This is a genomic window from Rhodopirellula baltica SH 1, from assembly GCF_000196115.1.
GTDB classification, from domain to species: domain Bacteria; phylum Planctomycetota; class Planctomycetia; order Pirellulales; family Pirellulaceae; genus Rhodopirellula; species Rhodopirellula baltica.
Map to the genome: position 1 here is coordinate 4,127,692 of NC_005027.1, position 18,617 is coordinate 4,146,308.

Genomic DNA, 18,617 nt, shown 5'->3' on the forward strand with positions numbered 1-18,617 from the left:
ATGCTTTTGGTCATCGGCGTCTGTGCGGCCAGCGTCGCACGAGACCTGATGCTAGCGGCGCCTGCGCAACCGTCCGCATCGAGGCAAGCAAGGCAACGCGAAACTTCTCATCACTCCGCTTCACAGGCCGTGAACCAATGGAGCCAATTCGTTTCGTCGCAATTTGCCGGTGACCAAGCTTGCCAGACTTGTCATCCGGCCGAGTACGAGGCACATCTTCGTTCCGGTCATTCGCGAACCGCCACCCCAATGATGAAGTCCGAGTTGGCTCAGCAACTACTTCAACAAGGCGAACACAACGATCCACTTCGCGACCAGACATTTCGCTTTCAAAAGAAAGCCGACCAATTCGTTGTCAGCACTTCCGCGGGGCAGGGCAGGGCGGTTGAAAAAGACTCCGCTGCTCCTTCGGCGAATGCTTCCACAGTGTCCGTCTCGGTCAATTGGCTGCTCGGTTCCGGCACTCACGCACAAACACCGCTCGCAATCCACAACGATGGCTCTCGTGGCATCGAAATGCGATGGTCATCGTTTCATGGTGATAGTGAACTGAATGTGACACCCGATCACGACGAATACAAAACCTTCGCCACAGGAACGCCGGAATGCTTCGGACGCCCCATGGATGCAATGGACGTTCGATCTTGTATCGGTTGCCATTCCACCGTGGTCCCGCCTCCTCCAATTCCACTGACGCCCCAAACGATGATTGCCAACGTCGGTTGCGAACGCTGCCACGGCCCCAGAAAGAAACACGTCGTTCTGGCTGGACGTGGTCTGCCCGAACAAAGCAAACCGATGATCGATCAGCACGATGCCGCCGCGCACATGGAAACCTGCAGCGCATGCCATCGCGACGAACGCTCGGTTTCCGCCAACTCCACCGCCGCGGAACGAGCACGATTCCAGCCCTATGGATTGAAAAAGAGCGAATGCTATTTGCAATCCTCAGGAGAACTCACTTGTTCGACGTGCCACGACCCGCACGACACCACGTCGCACGATCGCCAGCAATACATCCAACAATGCAATAGCTGCCACCAAACACAAGCTTCGACAACCTGTCCCGAAGCACCAAAAGGCGACTGCATCGAGTGCCACATGCCACTCACACCATGGACCCAAGGCATCGCTTTTCGGGATCATTGGATTCGAATTGTGAAAGACACCGCTTCACACGATACCGAGACGACTTCGGAGGCATCCCGATGAGCGTCATCTCGCCTTCGCCCACCACTCGCCCCGAAATTCATCGTCCAGCATCTCGTCCGAAAGAAACCTCGCGGACAAACGCCTCGACCGACACGAAGAGTGGTTTTCTCTTCTCACCGCTGATCGACCTTGTTTTCATCGCGAACTTGTTTTGGCCTCTGATTGTGTTCGTCGACATCTTCGGCGGAACAACCACTCATGAAGGCTTGCTGTTCTGGCAGATCTACTTCATCACAGCACCGCATCGATGGATCACCATCGTTCTGGTATCAGTGGACCATCATAAATCCCAAGATCGCCGTTGGCTCTTTGCCGCGTTGGCTCTCGCGATTGTGACGGTCTGCGTCGGGTTGCAAATCGGCACCGGATCGCTGCTATGTCTCGGAATGATCGATTACGTCTGGAACGCTTGGCACTTCTCGTCCCAGCACCACGGCATCTTTCGAATCTATCAACGAGGGTCGTCGTCCAAATCAAACCTTCGATCATCCGATCCGTTTCAAGCAACTTCGCAGCCTCCCAGCACGATCCAACGGTTCTTCCAGAACAAAGGGTCGCTGCTTCAGAAAGTCTTCTTCCGCGGCTTCTTGCTTTACGCAATCGCACGCGTCGCCGGATTTGGCTGGGTCGACGGACCGTTTCCCGCGGTCCCGGGAATCGAAATCTTTGACTGGGCAATCCTTGGCATTCCCGCCGCATTTGCGATTGCTGCAATCCACCGATTCTTGCGTTCGGACAATCAATCTCTGGCCGGCATGCTGTACCTGCTCAGCGTGATGTCACTATTCACCGCGTTATTGTTAGCGGCCCACTACCAAAACAATCGATTGGTGATACAGCTTGCCTTGGCATCAGCCATATTTCATTCCATGGAATACATGTCCATTGTGACTTGGTCGATGAAAAAATCTGGTTCCAAAGCATCCAATCACCCGCTGGCTCGATTGTCAAAGATTTGGATCCTGTTTCTAGGCATTTTCGTCCTTGTCATTGGACTTGGAAACTATCTGCTTTCCAAAGGCTTCTTCGAAACTTGGGTAACTATCAATTTGGTCGTCGCCTTTTGGCACTATTGCTTTGACGGCATGCTGTGGAAATCACCCAAACGCCCCGCAACAGCATCAGCAGCGGGTGCAACATGACGTCGACAGAAAATACGTTTCAAAGAAACATCCGGGTAAACTGGATCGTTTGGCCAACGGGTTCGGTTTCGATCCTGATGCTCATCCGCCACTTGCTACACGATCAAAACGGCAACCTCGAGTGGTACGGACGAGACGACATCTACGTGGTTTCCATGTTGTCGGCATTTCCAATTGCAGTGATCGCCGCATGGAAGGTGAATCAGCAGTCGCGATCGTCCGCCATCGTGCTAGGCGGCTGCATGTTTCTGGCAAGCCTTTGCCTTGCGGTCATCAGCCACAGTACATCCTTCGGCAGCTTGTTCGCAGCGACATCGGCTCGATCACTACTGGCAATCCTGGCAACTTTCTCGGCCGCCACCCTTTGCCTGTCGATCGCACCGTTTGACATATCAAAACCTGCTATTGGTCGCGACGAAGATTCTGATGGCCAAACAAAAGGGCAGGGCGGAGATGCAATTCTGCCCAATTGGACATGGCTGCTGTTCGGCGTCGCAGCAATCGCAACTCCCGCGACATACGCGCACTCAGTGGCTGAATCACTCGAAAAAGGTCTCGCGGAGTCACTTGGCGGCAAACGTATCACGCTGGCCTGGAAGCAGTGCTCGCAACTTCGCCGCCTGGATCCAACCGCGACCGTCGCAGCCACAGATTTGGCAACTTTGGAGTCCGCCCTGAACGATGAAAAGGCCCGACTGGAACAAGAAGTACGCCGTCCCATGCCTCGCAACATGAACATGGCAATGATCGGACACCGTATCACTTCGCTGGTGCAACTGGACCGAAATCACGAAGCACTTGGATGGATTCGTCCCATGATGTCCGGTCGAAATTTCCATCCCATCAGCCTCGATTACTACGGATTGTGTCAACAACGTTTGGACAAACCCGTCGAGAGCATGCGAGGTTACGAACGATCGCTAAAACATTGGGAACGACAAACCGACAGTCCCGCGAAGAACAACGCGTTGATCAGCGCTTACAAAGGAATCGCCTTCGCAGCTCGTCAATTAGGCGATCGCAAATTGGAAGAAGAAGCCTACCAATCGCTGGTTGAGCTGAATCCGACCGCCGAGCACCACTTCCTTTTGGCGACATGCTTCAAGGAACACCAAAAGACATCACTGGCCGCAGAAAACGCTCAACTCGCCGTGCAGTTAGATCCCCTCTACGCTGACCAGGCCGAGTCGATGCTGTCACAACTCTCACGCGATCACTTCAGTTGCTTTTTGGTACCTCGCTAAGCAGCTGGGCAGGAGCGACGGGGAAGAAGCACGAAAGCCGTTACGTATTCGCTTAGGCTGCAGAATGTTCGATCTTCCAATGAGCGTAGGATCGCGCCAGTAGCATCCCAAAGGGATCGCAGATGGTAGCCGGTGGTTTGAACGCAGTGCACACCACCGGCTGCACGACCCCAGCGATTCCCGACCCTGGAAGGGTCGAAGATTCTGCGACCCTTTCAGGTTGGGTGTGAGGCTATCAGTTTCCGGGGGTGCGCTGCTACACAGCGTCCCCGGCTACCATCCAAAATCCCTACTAGGATGGAAAAAGACTGAAGTCGGTTGGAAGTTTGCTTCCGCTATCAAGGCGTCAGCGCCAATCATTCAAGCAGTTGGGCAGGAATCATCGGAAACAACTATGCAAGGACTGAGCGGAAAATAAGTGGCATAGGCTTCCAGCCTTTTTATACCCCACATCTCGAAACACCAAAGATTAGTGTCCGATCAGAGTGGATTAGTGTTCTTCCAGAGCGGCCAAGGGAACACTAATCTCCGCTGATCGAACACTAATGGTTCTTGGACAGGGATGTTTGGCTTCGTAACGCCTGTATTCCTAACGCGAGCGGCTCCCAAAAGATGTGGGGTACAAAAAGGCTTCCAGCCTGTGATTGCGTGGAACACAGACTGGAAGCCTATGCCGCACCTGTTGTCCGACACTCATTCTTCGCTCGTTGCGAAGCCGTATCGGCGTTCGCCCCGGTTGAGTGCGGGAGCAACAACGCTTGCCAAAACGGTTCAAACGCGGAAAGCCTCCTGCCGACTTTCTCAGCGACACCACCATTCAGCGTGACGCAAGCGAAACCGCATGCCTGAGAATCGGCAGGACGCATTGGCTCATGCCCGTCGTGACCGCCCCAGTCGAACCTGGCAATGCGAAGATAACTTTTGATTTCATGCGTCCCGCGGTGGCTCGGCTGAGCATCGCCTTGGGTCCAATCTCCGCGATTGAAATGGCACGAAAGTGTTCTCCAAATCCAGGCAACGTCACATCCAACACGGACTCAATGACGTCGACCGCCATGTCTCGAGGCGCGATGCCGGTTCCGCCCGTCGTGATCACCGCATCGAGTGCATCGTCTTCGGCGAGATCCCTCAACAACTTCGCAAGCGGTTCCGAATCATCTTTCAGAATCATCCGTTTCGCAACGGAATGACCAGCTTCTTCGAGCAAGCTGACAATCCGATCACCGCTGCGGTCCTCTGCCTTGCCGCGTGTATCGCTGAGTGTAATCACCGCAACGCGAATGCCTTGCGCGGGATCCACGTCCGGGCAACCACACTGGGTGTCTGAGTTGGGTTGATTCACGATGCTGTTTCCTCATCCTGTTCTAGCAAACCAGCTCGTTGCTGAGCGTCCTCGAGGAAGTAATTCACATCGTTAAGATCATCGGCGTGGAGCACTTCGTAGGCGTGAGCCGCACTGCGAGATCGATACAACTGCTCGCGAATATTAATGTCCCGCGTGATCGCGGTCGCAAACGCGGACAGAATTTCCAAATGACGTTTTCGGCTAGATTCAGGAGTGGCCAACAACAATACCGCGTGCACGGCGCGTCCATCGGGCGTGTTGAGTTTGATGCCTTTCTTGCTGATTCCCAATACACCTTTGACTTCGTTGTCGCCAGGTTCATCGATGATCGCGTGGGGAATCATCAACCCGGTTCCCAAACAAGTCGTCTGGGAAGATTCGCGAGCCCGAACCGATTCCAAAAACTTTTCTTGCGGAGTGCTCATCGGTGTCGTTGCATAAAGCAGATTGGTGAGCTTCTGAAAGATCTCTTCGGTGTCACCATCCAGATCGACCATGATGCGGTTCTCTTGCAAGAAATCCAACAATCGGGGTCGATCCTTTCGAGCTTCCCCCGTTTGGGTCAAAGCAAACCGCGTCGCACTGGGTCCGAGCAATTGATTGATCGCGAGAGCGGACAAACCAACCGTCGTCACCATCGACTTGATCTCGTCCGAGAACCCCGATTGTTCGCTACCAACTAAAATGATCAAACCAACCGCGACGCCTCCGTGTGGCAACAATGACATCCCAAGGTACTTGCGGACGTTGTCGGTCGCGCCAGACAGGCTCATCGCGGTGTAGGCACTGATCGTTTTTGCGAACAGACGAGCCAAGAAATACAACGCGACCAAACCGATGACCGGCGGTATCTGAGTGAAATCCAGCTTCATTCCTGCGAAGGTATAGAAGAGCGCAAACAACGCTCCACCAATCGAGTTCAGGTAAGCTTCCCCCGAACGCACCAAATCGTGCCGTGAGTTGGTCAGTGTGATCCCGGCGAATGTGCATGCCAGGATTCCACCCGAAGTACCAAAGCTTGCTGCGGCCCCCCAAGCTCCCAAAACGACCGCGACCATCAACGGCCCAAGGAACGCGGGGCTGACTAAAGTGCGAACCATCACGATCGCCAGCAGTGCGCAAGTTGCACCGATCGCAAGCGTCACGGCAAACTGAACGCCAACGCTCTCGAGTGCATGAACCCACCCGGACTCATCGGCCAAAAACGTTGAGATGAAGACAAAAACGGCGACGGCGACCATGTCAATCAAACCGATCGCCGCCAACAACGTGCGGGTTAAAATCCCTCGTGCCCGAGCTTCTTGAATCACCAACACCGTTGTCCCGGGAGCACCTGCGATCGCAATCGCGGCGAACAACGCGGCAGGCGGCAATGACATCGAAGGGTCCAACCACTTCCCGCCAAAGTACATCACGGATCCGACCAATGTCGGCGTGATCATCGCCTCGCCCAACAACAGCAAACCAATCCGTTTGCCGGTGTTTCGCAAACTGCCAAAGTACAACGAAGCGCCAACCGTGAACGCGATGAATCCCAACACGAAATTCATGTAGGGACCGAATCGGTCCAGTGCCTGGGGATCCAGAACAGTGTCCATCCCCGGCAGTCGCAATTGACGAAGCAAGATTCCGGTAGCGATCCAGCCAGTCACTTTTGGAAGCCGAATCAGCGCGAAAAGCTCTCCACCGAGCACACCGGCGGTGAGGACTACCGCCATGTTAAAAAGCGGGTCGTCAAAGTGAAGGTTCGGAAAAAAATCCATGTCCTGGCCGTCGTTCGCCGAACGGAAATCGTCAAAGCAGCCAGGATACTAGAGAAAATGACTCCCTTTGGGAACGCGGCGCGACCGCGAGCAACCGTGTCACGTGAGGTCATCCTCCACTCCCATCCTCGCCCCCAAAACCCAGGCCACCTCAACGAGTCCTGCCAACCAACATCGAGTTCACCCTCCTGAACGCAGCTGATGAGGGTCAGAATGCGAGCGTCCAGCGAAAATTTCGGGCAGAGCCATTCACGCTGCAATCCAGTGCCCCGAATCCCTCGAACCCAGATAGAGAGAGAAGACTCCTCGTCTTGCCGGCACCAAGCAGGCCGCCAGGAACGACCGGGCACAACGACATCAGCCGTTTGGGCGTTGACCTGGACTGCGAAACGATTGGCGTCATGGGACGCATTCGTTTGTGTAAGTTCTGTTCTACGACATCACCCCAACTGAGCAGCATTATGACAGCCCAGAGCAATGCGTTGGCTTGGAGCTGACCGAACCCGTCCGGACTGCTCAATTTTGCAGCTCGAAACCTTGCGACACGGAATTGAACTCACGTTTGGTATCTGCAGAACGAAGAGTGCTGCTATTTTTCGTCGCCCGATACTTTTTGCTCGCTCTCTAGAGCCCTCAAAATGTGGTCAGTGACCTGTTGACCAATCTTTCGATATCCCTCCTGTGTGTAGTGAACATTGCCTGGACCATCAAAATGGTCGGCAGCAAACGTCTTGGTGAGCGAGTGAAGATCGTTGATCAAAATGCCGTGTCGGTCCATGACTCTCGCGGCCGCTTCATTGTATTTCGCATCGTCACCCAACACCCGCCCCGCTTCATCCTCCGGAACAACGGTAGTATTGGCCCAGACAAGTTTCGCGCCCGTTTTCTCGAGACGTGAGACGAGTTCATCAAGATTCTTCTCATACTGCTCCAACGTAGTGGTGATCGTTCCGTTGACCTTGTCTCTGCGCCCTTGCACCTTGGATTCCGGATGACGGTAACAGAGATCCCACAATCCCCAGTTGAAATGAATGACATCCCAATGGGTATCGCCGACCCACTGGTCTAACTTTTCCAATCCAGTGCCCGTATGCTGCGCATTTCCCTTGTTATGCATAACAGCAGCCTTGTCATCTAGCTGCCGCGCAACATGGGGAGTGAATGCCAATGAGATTGAGTCACCGATGATCAGCACCTTCGGCAAATCGGATTCTTTCGCTTCATCCTGCGCAAGAAGGGTTGGACATAGGATGGTGGTCAGCACCAGCGAGATAAACAGCGATGTTTTCATTTCGTACTTCTTCTAACTCTAGACAGATAGAGAACCCACAAGGCCCGTGATTCGAGGCGAGATGGTTACGTACGCCTGTTGATCAGCCGCCCATCGCTCTCTTGCGAGACATCGCGACCACCACGTTGACATGCTGACACGCCGAACCATGAAGACTTCCCATAGTGACGTCCACTATCGACATTGACAAGTTCAGCAGCACTTGCTGCATCCGCGACCTCGAAACTCAACTGGCAGAATTCCTGTTCATCGCGACCAGGCTTCGCTCATCGAACAACTGCTCGACTCACGGACGGACATCGATCTATCTATCATTCATGGAAGCTTACGGTTCCTGAGCTGGATCCACGACATCAGCCAAACCCAATATGACAACACAACCGTTTGCAGCATCAATGAAGCAGCCTGAAATCAGAAAGCCACCGAACGACAAACTGACCACAGCGGCGCCTTCGAATTCGCTCGCATGACCTACCAAATCATCGCCAGCAAAACTGTACCGGAGCAAACGGCCAATCAGCGATTCAACCGTTCGAAACAGCTCAACCCTGAGTCAAAGAACGAAACCGGGAAGCAATTTCCAGGGGAATTCAATCAACGCCTTTCCATTCACCCCCGGGCATCTTGAACAGAGGACTTGAGCCTCGGCGAGACGACACGTTCTAAACCGCGACGAACGAAGCACGTTGAAAGAAAAAGTGACTCCACCGTCGCATCCATTCGATGTCAAATCCGCATTGATTGTCCGCAAGCATGGGAACGCGTATTATCTGGGCGTCGTCCTGCGAACACGATCGCCGTAGCGACGATTGTGAAGAGTGCCCCCACTGTCACGGTCGCCCAGATCGTATTGTGAGGGACGGCGATATCACTGGGAAGCGCAGAGTAATACGGTGCCATGCTTAGGTAGCCGTGGAGAACGCCAATCAAACCGACTAACGCGGGCAAGAAAACGATCCAGCGAGTTTTGAAGATTTGGTTGTCGGGTGAATGCCACAAGTCCTTCGTGAGAGCAGCAAGAATCGCGAACAGCCCGGTTCCAAATATCAGCGTTCCGTAAAGCATGCCCAAGCTATCGGCGGTGTCAGCGATGAACGACGACGGCATCCGATTCGCCAGCATTTGCATCAGCGAGAAGCTGGCAATCCCGCCGATAACGGAAACGATAAAGAGTTGCGGGAGTTTCATAGGAGTTCCTGCGAGAATCGGATAGGGAGCAGTGGATTCTTCAATCGGGTAGCGAAGTGCGATCGATGGAGGTGCACGTATCGATCGTGCGTTGAACTTTTTCGCCGCACCGGATTGGACGGAGGAGCGAACAGAACGTCTGATTCGCCAGTAAAAGTCTACCAAATACGATTCTCGGCATGTCAGGGAAGCGGTTAGGCCGAGCAAGGACCAATGAATCGATGGTGAGCGTTCTTGCTCGGGTTCCTCTGCACTTTCTACCTGAGTTTCGATGTACCACTCGCAAAAGTCCTTTCCATTGGACTCCGGTTGGTACCTGAGAAAGCTCGCCTGAAGACGGGAGCGGGAAGTCACCGGAGTATTTGCGAAACCCAAAATCGCAGGCCACTACAACCGTTTTCGACGGACCTTGCCAAAGGCAAACTTTCCCATGAGCGTGCTGTTTCAAGACAGCCGCTGCCGTCATCCGTCACATCCCTGCCAAAGATTCCGAATCAGCGAAGCTGTTGAACCATCCCCCTGCAAGGATCCAGCCAAGCACCTGGAAAGTTTGCCAGACGTTGCCCCGGATAGCTCGAAAAAGTTCAACGTCGGACATCAGCGCGGCCCGAGCGTACGAGCAACCATAGCCGAACCGTATTTTCGAATCCGCAGTTGCATGTCACTAATGCCCGAATTCACGAGTGTCAGGAACCCGGCATTTTCCGTGAAAGACGGTACAGATCATTCCTGTTCTTAAGCGACGATACAAACTCGATTGGCCGATGGCGGGCACGTTCACCCTCCAAGCAGATCCATAGATCGTCACCCTCGACTCGGTAGATGCATCGAAGATTCTGAGGCTTGAGTCCAGGGGTATGCGTCGTCGATCGAAGGTCCAGTTTGAGAGGGTCCTCCCCAGGCAGAACGAAGCAATCGAAGACCTGCGTAGGCTCAGGAATGCTAACGTCGAGTCGCAAGATTGCTTGCGATTCTGTGAACTCGATCTCGGATTCGATTTCGCTTGGTGCCGTAACGCCTTGGTTCTGAACTTCCACGACGGTCCATCGGCCGGCCAAGGCCTGGGGTGTTTTGTGCTCGCCCGTGACGACCGAAGGATTCGTCGACCACAATGAAAAATGAATACCCGGGACCTCACGGCGTAACCGCGAAACGCCCTCAGGCGTGATTCCGGTGTTGCGAATCCTCACCTCCTCTAGCTCCGGCATGACCTTCAAAACGCGAACGAGTTGAGGGATATCGTCATCGCTGACAGACGCACGAAAGTCGCCCCAGTCTGAAAGAATGAGTTTCCGTGCATTGCGGCCTTGAATTGCGTCTCTGAGCCAGCTCTTGAATTCAAACTTCCAATTAAGGTCTCCAGACGGCTGCTCAAATCCAGACCCTCCCGCGAACGCGACACCACCACCCATGCGCCAGATTGCCTGGACGGCTTCGCGTTGATCACGGTTTCGCTTCGCCCGGATGTTCAACCAAGCGAGGCAGCACGCGAGGGCAGCAACCAAGGCGAGAATCGTTCGCAGTCGGAATCGCATAATAGTGTCCGATGCATGTTCGGGTAACGAAGTGCGATCGATGGAGGAACAGGAGGTGCATGCATCGATCGTTCGCTGAACCTTGTCGCCGCACTGGGTTGGACGGGAGAGCGAACAGAACATCTGATTCGCTAAAAAAGTTTACCAGATACAGTTCTTGGCATGCTCGGGAAGCAGGGATGCCTACAACCGGCTTCGCCGCATCTTGACGAAGGCATCTTTCTCATGCGCAGGCAGTCTCAACACGGCCGCTGCCGCCATCCATCACGTTCCTGCCGAAGATTCCGAATCAGCGAAGCTGATTGAACATACATGGTTGGCAGCGATGCCAACCATCACCCCGCCAGGAAACGGCCTACCAACAAGTTTACAGTGCCCGGCCAACGTAGTCGGACAGTAGTGACTGGAGGCGTGAACCATCACCTTGAGATAACGCCCGCTTAGGAATAATCAGCATCTCTCGCTGATCGTAAAACAGCGTAAAGAACTCGTCGTCCTGAATCCACCCGGAATACATCGACCATTTTACTTTGGCGTCGATTTCGTCGGTGTGAAATGAGATTCCGGACTCGCAAAAACTCAGCGAGTAGCGATCCTTCAATTTCGGGTGAGCGTTGTAGACGAGTATTGGCTGTACGATGACGGCGAAAACAACCATCGCAGTCAATACGACTCCAGCGAGCAGAGCGACGACGGCTAGGTAAGCGTGCCCAGCAAAGTAAAAGCAGGCACCGCCGACGATTGAAGCAATTCCGAGCAGCAGATCTCGCTTCGATCCAAGTGATGCGACACGGTATCGGCGAAATCCGCGGAGGTACTCAGCGCGGTCATACGTGAACGATGCAGAAACGATTGTCATTAGGGACGCGTCGAGGAGAAGCAGTGGTTTCAGTCAACCGGGGAACGTCCGCCATCACCGTGCGGCGGAGAAAGGCTTGCAAGCAATCGAAAAACGCGTCCACCGCCGCTCCGGCGCATGACACTGTTAACCGCGATGTGGGCGAGTCACCAGAACCGCCACCAAGGCTTGGTGATTGGCGGCGTCCCAGAACGACAGACCGCCGGCAAGATACCATGGGAGTCAGGCGATGTGTATTTCTCGCCGTCGTCACCCACGACTAACGAAGCAACAGGAAAGAAAAATTGACTCAACCGTCGCATCCACACGAAGTCAAATCCTTATTGGTTACCCGTTGGTTTTCTGGGTGATCAACAGGCGTCGCATACGAACTGGAAGCAGTGGATAGGCGACCCAGCATAGCATCAACAGCACTGCGGGTAGTAGCGTGAACCAATACGGTCTTACAATCGGGTTTGGAGTCGAGAACCCCCAATCGCTCACCAACAAAGTCGCAACAAAAAGGATGAATGATGAAAACGCCACCATACCGAGCCGAACGGAAGCCGCGAGAGCGAGAGGTAGGCTAGCGGCGGAATTAAGTGTTGCGAAAGCGAGGATCGCGAGTAGCAGGTGTGGCCGAAATGGAATGAGGCAAGCGAGCGCGATCAATGCTGTAATGCTCACGTAGCGCAAAGGGTGACGCGGCGTCTCCACGACGGTGCAGAGTGAACTCGCCGGAGAATCATATGGATTTGGTTGCTTCAAAATTGGCGTGGTCACAACAGCCTGCAAATCGGGTAACGACCGCCATCACCGGGCAGTGGAAGCCAGCGTGATCGGAAATTGAAGTAGGTCTCCACCACCACTCCGTGCGCATGAGATGGTTACCCATCTTCTCCTGAAGGATCGTCAGTCTACCCGTCTACGCCAACGACGATCAAGAATCCCTAAGATCGACCGGTCGCAGTAACTGATCCAGGTGGCAGAGGTTTTCAGTGCTGTACTTGTGAAGCAAAGCCTCAAGGCTTTCCCGCTGATTAATGGAAAACCGCTTGGTGCCAGGGCGGCCTTCTGAGCGAGTGTCAATCGCTCGCTTGAAGTCCTTGTTGATTTTGTTAATTTGCCGTTTTGCGCGGGACACAATTGCAATTCGGCGTCTCTTGTCGCTGCAGTAGAAAAACTTGGAAGACGCCGCATCAACGATGGCGACCATTTCAGCGTTGATTTTGAAGACATCCATTTTCAGTCGCATAACATTCGATTCAACCCTACTCAGTTGGGTCGTATTCGGGGAGTCGCGTGATACGGGGCAAGTGAACTGGGGCGTTTGACCAATATCACTCCACTCACGCTTGTCCTAGATTTTTTAAGCTTTTCTCGAATCTGCGGCAACAACGCCATTCGAGTCTCGACCCTGAGCCAACTTGCAGTCTCCGGGTTGGATCGGTGATGCCGGACGTCTCGATGCATTGCAACTTCCATTCAGTGAGGAATACCTTTGGGATGCCAAGCCGGCCGGACAGTTCCTCAGTATTCTTCAGTGTCTTACAGCCCTCAGTTTCCTTCCGAGGCCAAGGTCTATTTACACAAGATCGGCCGAATGAACTGCGTCAATGTCCGCTGGGCCGCCCTGTTTCTTCTCCGATCCTCTCGCTTACTCACCGTCTTTCGATCGAGGTTACAATCGAGCCTCGCAATTTTGCAGAGAGCTATCGATTCGTTTTGGAGCGGCGCGTGTTTATGAAAATGAAGTTCTTGCCGAAAGCGGTGTTGCTCGGTGCCGCATTCTGGATCGCTGGTAGCTTCGATTTGCTCACCGATGCCCAAGTTCAGGGACAACAATTCGGGCCCATCGACATGTTGCCGTCGCCCACGCAGGACATTCCACGCAGCCCGATTACGGGCAGCCCAGATACGTTCAAACCTATCGACCGTCCTGGTAGCATCTTGACTCCGAGAAGACCGATTCAACTTCCGGAACCAACCTTCGGTCCAATGCTGGGGCCTTCCCGCTCGAGGCAAACTCCCAACGAGGCGGTGCAACCACCTGCGGCGGCTGGCTTGCAGATTCGCGTCGGCGACCTGATCCATCCCGAGAACGAACGCTTGGCTGTTCGGGATGATAACGGGAACCGAGTCGTCGGTCGGTATCTCGTGGGCAGTGGTTCGGTTCGATTCGTGTTGATGCCGGACGGGCGTTTGAAGGTGTTCGACGATGCGGAAGTCTCACCGACTGAAGATGCGTTCACACCGATGACCATTGACGAAGTCCGTGATCGCTGGCTGGCAGACGAACGACTCGCCAAGCTTGAGATGAAGTCCACTCAGAGCAGACATTTTCTGTTTTTATACAACACGAGTGAGCCTTTCATTCGCGCGACGCGAACGATCCTCGAAACGATGTACCCGGCCGTTCGTAAGTATTTCCAACGCACAAGAATCGACACCCATGAACCAGAATTCCCCTTGGTCATCGTTGCATTTGCAAACGACCATCAGTTTCAAGAATTCAATCGAATGCCCGAGGGCGTGGTGGCGTATTACGACAGCGCCTTCAACAACGTTGCCTTGTACGAGCAATCGCGTTTGAACCAAGTCGCTCCGCAAGTCGCGGTGATGAATTCAATCTCCACCATCGCCCACGAAGGCGTCCATCAAATCCTGTACAACATCGGCGTGCAACAGCGTCTGTCTCAATGGCCGATGTGGTTGAGCGAAGGTTTGCCGGAGTTCTTTGCACCGACATCAACGGGCGAGGGTGCTCGTTGGAAAGGGCTCGGTGCGACCAACGATTTGAGAATGAAAGAGATCTTCGAAGATGTGAAATCCGGCAGGCGTTTGGGCGATGGTTCCCATCTCAAACGGCTCGTCGAATCAAATGAGTTTGACTCGCAAGAATACGCTTATGCTTGGGGCGTGATTCACTGGATGGCTCGCAAACAACGGGAGGAGCTGTTTGCATCGATCCGCGAAGCGTCCACACGGAAGCCGCTCGCCCACCTGACAGAAAACGCACCAGACAACGCCTCCTTCTTTCAAAAACACCTGGGCGACGATTTCGTTGAACATGAAAAGGATCTGGCCAGACACCTGCTTTCAATTCGATGGGTTGATCCAGCGGAGAACCAAGTGCACTACCTAGTCATATCAGGTAGCCGTGTCACGCTGACGACAACGCCCGAACGAGTTGAAGAATTGCGACGCGCGACGCTGCCATTGCAGAAATTTCGGGTGCAGCGGTTTCGCACTCGTACGCTGGCCATGCAAGCGATGAGTGCGATCACACAATGAGTTTTGATTGCACGACAAGTTTTGGTTGAATAATAAATTTTGGTTGCACAGCGAATCTGGTTACTCAATGAACACGACTCCATGAAGCAGCGTCTGATTCTGCGTCCCGTGCATGACTCCCATCGTGAATCCTGTTTGAGATAGCGCTACCTCTTGGCCGCTGTTGCTTGCGTGAACGGCGCGGCGTCTCGTGCCATCGGATTGGTTCGCAGACGAATTGGTGATCATGATTGAGGTGCCAGCAGTCCTGGCGTCATGATCCCCAGCCGCTTCGCCCTGCTTAAAGAACGGTCGAAAAAACGTCTCAGGCGAATGGGTTACTCTGAAATTCTCTCGGGGTCTTTCAATGCTCGGTCGGCTTGATGGATCGCGTCGACCAAGGTCTGCAGTGCCGACGACACTCGATTGAGCGTTGGTGCCAAGTCAGCTAAGCACTGCTCTTCGAACTGACGTGCCGGCTCGTCACGCCAAACCGATTTGGTCTGTTGCCATTGCTCGGCGAATTCACTGAATTCATGTCGCAGTTGATTTTGAGTCTCTTGGATTGTTCCGGTACCAAACGGTTTCATCGTTGCTTCACTCCGTGATGCCGTTGGGATTGAACGTTCGCAGCATCTTGCGACCTTTGTAAAGGTGGAACAAATCCTCGGGCTGCGGCGGACGCAATCTTCCTCCCGTAGGCAGATCAATGGTTTCCAGACCATCGGTCACAACCACGCATTCTTTTTCATTGCGAACCGCGGTGAACACAGCCGCCGTTTCATCCAGGAAGAAACCCAACCGGTCGACTTTCACGTCCTCATAACCAACGCGTTCTAAATAGGTTTGCAACGGTTCAACGATTCGACGTTGTGCTTCGTTGAATTCCTTCGACGGCACCGTGAAGATGTCTGGATGATCCGCGTGCCATCCAGCGTAGATTGCATAGATGTCCTCCGGGGGAAAATCCGCGACATCGCATGAAATGGCGAAGACGGTCGGTCCGGTCAGCCCAACGTTACTGTATTGCCGTTCGCCAAAGTTGTATTCAAAGCGGACCAAGAACACATCGACTGGATCTTCAAAGCTGGGCCACAACATCCGGCGAGAATCCACGACCTCGACACCTGTCGGCGGCACGCCCATCTGCTGAGGCTGAGTCAACCACAATGCCATTTCGGCCTCGGCGATCGCACGCGGTTCACGATGTTCCTCGTCGATCAAATCTTCCAGTCCCAACTCGTCGGCGTAAGCGATCGCGCGGAGCCGAGCGGCTGGTTCGCCTGCCAACTCGGCCAAACGTTCTTTGCCGGTATCGACGCCCAGCTTCGCCAAGGCCCCTGCCGCCTCACATTGAACTCGGCGATGCTTCAGATCCAAGGTTTTATTCAACTCACCGATGGAGCTTTCATCGCCAATCAACCCAATGGCATCGCATAGCGAGACCGCAAGCGCCACCGCTTCGCCAAGAACCGCTTGGACTTGCTCCACCTCAGTCCCGAAACTGCGTGGGTCTTCTTCGAACTTGGCCAAACGTCCTGCGACGTGACCGAGCAAAGCGTTCAGCGATGCAATGCGTCCCTTCGCCGGATGCTCATGGACCAAACCCGTTCGCGTGACGTGCCCAGCCAAGTCCAAAATGGGTGCGGCCAAGGAGGGCTCCGAAATCGAATCCAATAGAGCGGGGAAAACCGCATCAATGGACCAATCGTTGTGTTGCATCAACGGGCTGAGAATCTGCGCCGCCGCCATCCAACCCTTCGGTGGTGACTGCCCCAATTGCGTGACCAAGACACCCAATGATTCCGGTGTCCGGCGCATCGCCAGCAACTGAAGCATCAAGTGCCGGTTGGAGACTTCAGGCGAGAGTGATTCGATGATCTTGCCCAGCGTGGCGGGCTCAATCTTCGACAGAGGATCGCCCTCGGCCCTCAACGTTTTCAGGTGGATCAATCGAAGCAATCCACCCGTGATCGCTGGGTCCGCATCCATCAAACGAGCGGCCTCTTCAGCGAGTGCAGCAACCAACATGGGGCCGTCCAAGTTGGGATCTTCCGCCAACTTTTTCAGTGCCACGCCAGCCTGAACCGGGTCGGCACCGGCGGCGAGAATCGGGTCAAAGGAAATTTCCGACAAGGTCAAGGTTCCAAAAGTGAAAGATAAAAATTGGGGCAGGGGAGGGCAGGGCAGAGCAGGGTGGTACTGAGCGAAACCACTGTTTTGCCGGTTGCGATCACTGGAGTGACAACAGCGAAGCTTGCAATGCCCGCTTATGAATCGTCGGATTCCGGTTGATACGTCAGATCAGGATTCACCGCATCGGACCATCCCAATCGGTCAATGTCATCCAGAGTCGCCCAACGATTGTTGCCTTGATAAAGCGGCGATTGATCGATGGGGCACTTCGGTGTTTCGGCATCGGCATAAATGTGCACGCCTTGAATGTTGGGCTGCAACCAGATCGCTTCGCATTCATCGCAGACCACCAAACCGTGCGATGGTTTGTCGTCGACCAATCCACAGGCACGAATGGAGCACAGCCCTTGTTCACAAATCGGGCACGAACCGACGCTGTGTCGAACATCGGAATTGGAATCAGGGTGAGTCACAGAATTGACTTCCAAACAAGAACGGAATGATTCGGATGGTGCCACTGAGAATTGACTTTCAAAGTGGTGTTTTCGCATGTCGATTCAACGTCACAAGTCGATTCGACATTACGGAATGAGCTCTACAGCGGGAACGCGGTGATCAAGCGATTGCCTTCCAGCACCAAACGCACTCGGCGGGCCATCGGGTTGCGACTTCTCTGCCCGTCGCGTCCACCGACAAAGCCAACTCGTTTTCCCATGTCGACGGTGTAGATCGTTCGCTTGCCATCCACTTCTTTGGTCGTCCGTTGATTCGCTTGTGCCTTCTCGTACGCTTTGTCGATCGTTGCCAGGGCCCCTTCCATGTCGCCATCAAAGACGCCGTGTTTGCCGGAGCGATTGGGTTGGTCTTTGGTGTGACGGCGAAGATGTTCGAGGCGGTGACCTTCGGCACTTCCCGGCGTGTACAGCACACCGGCGGGAGAGAGAAACCGGTCCGGGCTGATTTCTCTCAGCAGACCGTACTCCAATTCGGACTTGTCCGCATTGGCGGCTGCCGACGTGCCCGACTCTGGATCGCCGCGAGTCATCTTGGACGCCAGAGGCCCAGGCGAAGAACCGCGATCGGACGTCACATCGGACTTGGTCGACGTCGCGTCGTTTTTGGATGTTGATCCGGACGTGGATGCCGGTTCACGAGACGAGCTCGATTTGCCGGTGGAATTAGTGTTGGATTGCGGTGAATCCACCGTCGGGCTGGAACGCTCCGCGACCGTTTCCCGCGAGACCTCGCTCGACCGCAGGGCAGGCAAGTTCCACCCGGTCGTTTCGTTGATGGTGGGGCGCAACAGCGAGTAGCCACCGATCAGTACAGCGATGACGATGCCGGCCGTTGTGGTCTGTTTGGCTTTTTTGCCCCCCGACCGATGTGGTCCAGAGCGATTCTCAGCAGCGTTCATTGGAATTGGGTCGCGGCTTCAGGTTCAGAAAAGTACGTCAACAGATGTCAACTTACCAGCCGATGCCAAAACTGGCCAACCTCGCCATTCCCTTTCCATCGGATGAGCCAGAAGACGAAAAACGAACTCTTAACAACATGCACGAACCCTGGATGATCCTGGGGCAAATAGAACCCCACGTTTGTATAGGTAGTTTGTGACCTTTGCCGGCGTGCAACTACTGAGCACCCCTGTTT

General features: G+C 54.3%; 15 protein-coding genes. 4 read left to right on the forward strand and 11 right to left on the reverse strand.

Going from position 1 to position 18,617, the window contains the following annotated elements:
- The 3 genes from RB_RS15700 (at position 1) to RB_RS15710 (ending at position 3,598) form a co-directional block, all read left to right on the forward strand.
- On the forward strand, positions 1-1,212 hold the full coding sequence (locus RB_RS15700) for a multiheme c-type cytochrome (protein ID WP_193427735.1): 1,212 nt from the start codon (positions 1-3) through the stop codon (positions 1,210-1,212).
- A complete protein-coding gene (locus tag RB_RS15705; RefSeq protein WP_164922092.1) occupies positions 1,209-2,354 on the forward strand; it encodes a hypothetical protein in 1,146 nt (381 codons plus the stop codon). The genes RB_RS15700 and RB_RS15705 overlap by 4 nt, the downstream gene beginning before the upstream one ends.
- A 77-nt stretch (positions 2,355-2,431) precedes the next feature.
- On the forward strand, positions 2,432-3,598 hold the full coding sequence (locus RB_RS15710) for a tetratricopeptide repeat protein (RefSeq protein WP_231845686.1): 1,167 nt from the start codon (positions 2,432-2,434) through the stop codon (positions 3,596-3,598).
- Positions 3,599-4,415: 817 nt separating this feature from the next.
- Here RB_RS15710 and RB_RS15720 read toward each other — a convergent pair.
- From RB_RS15720 to RB_RS15755, 7 genes are all read right to left on the reverse strand, one after another.
- Positions 4,416-4,940 (reverse strand): MogA/MoaB family molybdenum cofactor biosynthesis protein, encoded by a 525-nt coding sequence (locus tag RB_RS15720; RefSeq protein WP_011121529.1) that lies wholly within the window; start codon positions 4,938-4,940, stop codon positions 4,416-4,418.
- The gene (locus RB_RS15725; RefSeq protein WP_007336551.1) at positions 4,937-6,706 is read right to left on the reverse strand and encodes a cation:proton antiporter domain-containing protein; all 1,770 of its coding nucleotides are present in this window, start codon (positions 6,704-6,706) and stop codon (positions 4,937-4,939) included. Before RB_RS15725 ends, RB_RS15720 begins: the two co-directional genes overlap by 4 nt.
- 589 nt (positions 6,707-7,295) lie before the next feature.
- Positions 7,296-7,997 carry an SGNH/GDSL hydrolase family protein gene (locus tag RB_RS15735; protein ID WP_011121534.1) on the reverse strand — a complete coding sequence of 234 codons (702 nt, stop codon included), beginning with the start codon at positions 7,995-7,997 and terminating at the stop codon, positions 7,296-7,298.
- A 726-nt stretch (positions 7,998-8,723) separates the two neighbouring features.
- Positions 8,724-9,539 carry a hypothetical protein gene (locus RB_RS15740; RefSeq protein WP_164922093.1) on the reverse strand — a complete coding sequence of 272 codons (816 nt, stop codon included), beginning with the start codon at positions 9,537-9,539 and terminating at the stop codon, positions 8,724-8,726.
- Positions 9,540-9,871: 332 nt separating this feature from the next.
- Entirely contained in the window at positions 9,872-10,720 is an 849-nt protein-coding gene (locus RB_RS15745; protein WP_231845687.1) for a hypothetical protein, read from the reverse strand.
- A 367-nt stretch (positions 10,721-11,087) separates the two neighbouring features.
- Entirely contained in the window at positions 11,088-11,579 is a 492-nt protein-coding gene (locus tag RB_RS15750) for a YcxB family protein (protein ID WP_007324663.1), read from the reverse strand.
- A gap of 919 nt (positions 11,580-12,498) precedes the next feature.
- Positions 12,499-12,813, reverse strand: a complete 315-nt coding sequence (locus tag RB_RS15755) for a hypothetical protein (RefSeq protein ID WP_007336981.1) — start codon at positions 12,811-12,813, stop codon at positions 12,499-12,501.
- Positions 12,814-13,301: 488 nt separating this feature from the next.
- Here RB_RS15755 and RB_RS15760 point away from each other — a divergent pair, with 488 nt between their 5' ends.
- Entirely contained in the window at positions 13,302-14,852 is a 1,551-nt protein-coding gene (locus RB_RS15760; RefSeq protein ID WP_164922894.1) for a DUF1570 domain-containing protein, read from the forward strand.
- Between the two features lie 317 nt (positions 14,853-15,169).
- Here RB_RS15760 and RB_RS15765 read toward each other — a convergent pair whose 3' ends face one another.
- From RB_RS15765 to RB_RS15780, 4 genes are all read right to left on the reverse strand, one after another.
- Complete coding sequence (locus RB_RS15765) at positions 15,170-15,421, reverse strand: hypothetical protein (protein ID WP_007336979.1); 252 nt, start codon at positions 15,419-15,421, stop codon at positions 15,170-15,172.
- A gap of 7 nt (positions 15,422-15,428) precedes the next feature.
- Positions 15,429-16,973: a HEAT repeat domain-containing protein gene (locus tag RB_RS15770; protein ID WP_011121549.1), complete on the reverse strand. Its 1,545-nt coding sequence runs from the start codon at positions 16,971-16,973 to the stop codon at positions 15,429-15,431.
- A gap of 128 nt (positions 16,974-17,101) precedes the next feature.
- A complete protein-coding gene (locus RB_RS15775) occupies positions 17,102-17,440 on the reverse strand; it encodes a hypothetical protein (protein ID WP_007336977.1) in 339 nt (112 codons plus the stop codon).
- A gap of 122 nt (positions 17,441-17,562) precedes the next feature.
- Positions 17,563-18,381, reverse strand: coding sequence for a hypothetical protein (locus tag RB_RS15780; RefSeq protein WP_011121552.1), 819 nt, complete (start codon positions 18,379-18,381; stop codon positions 17,563-17,565).
- Between the last annotated feature and the right edge of the window lie 236 nt (positions 18,382-18,617).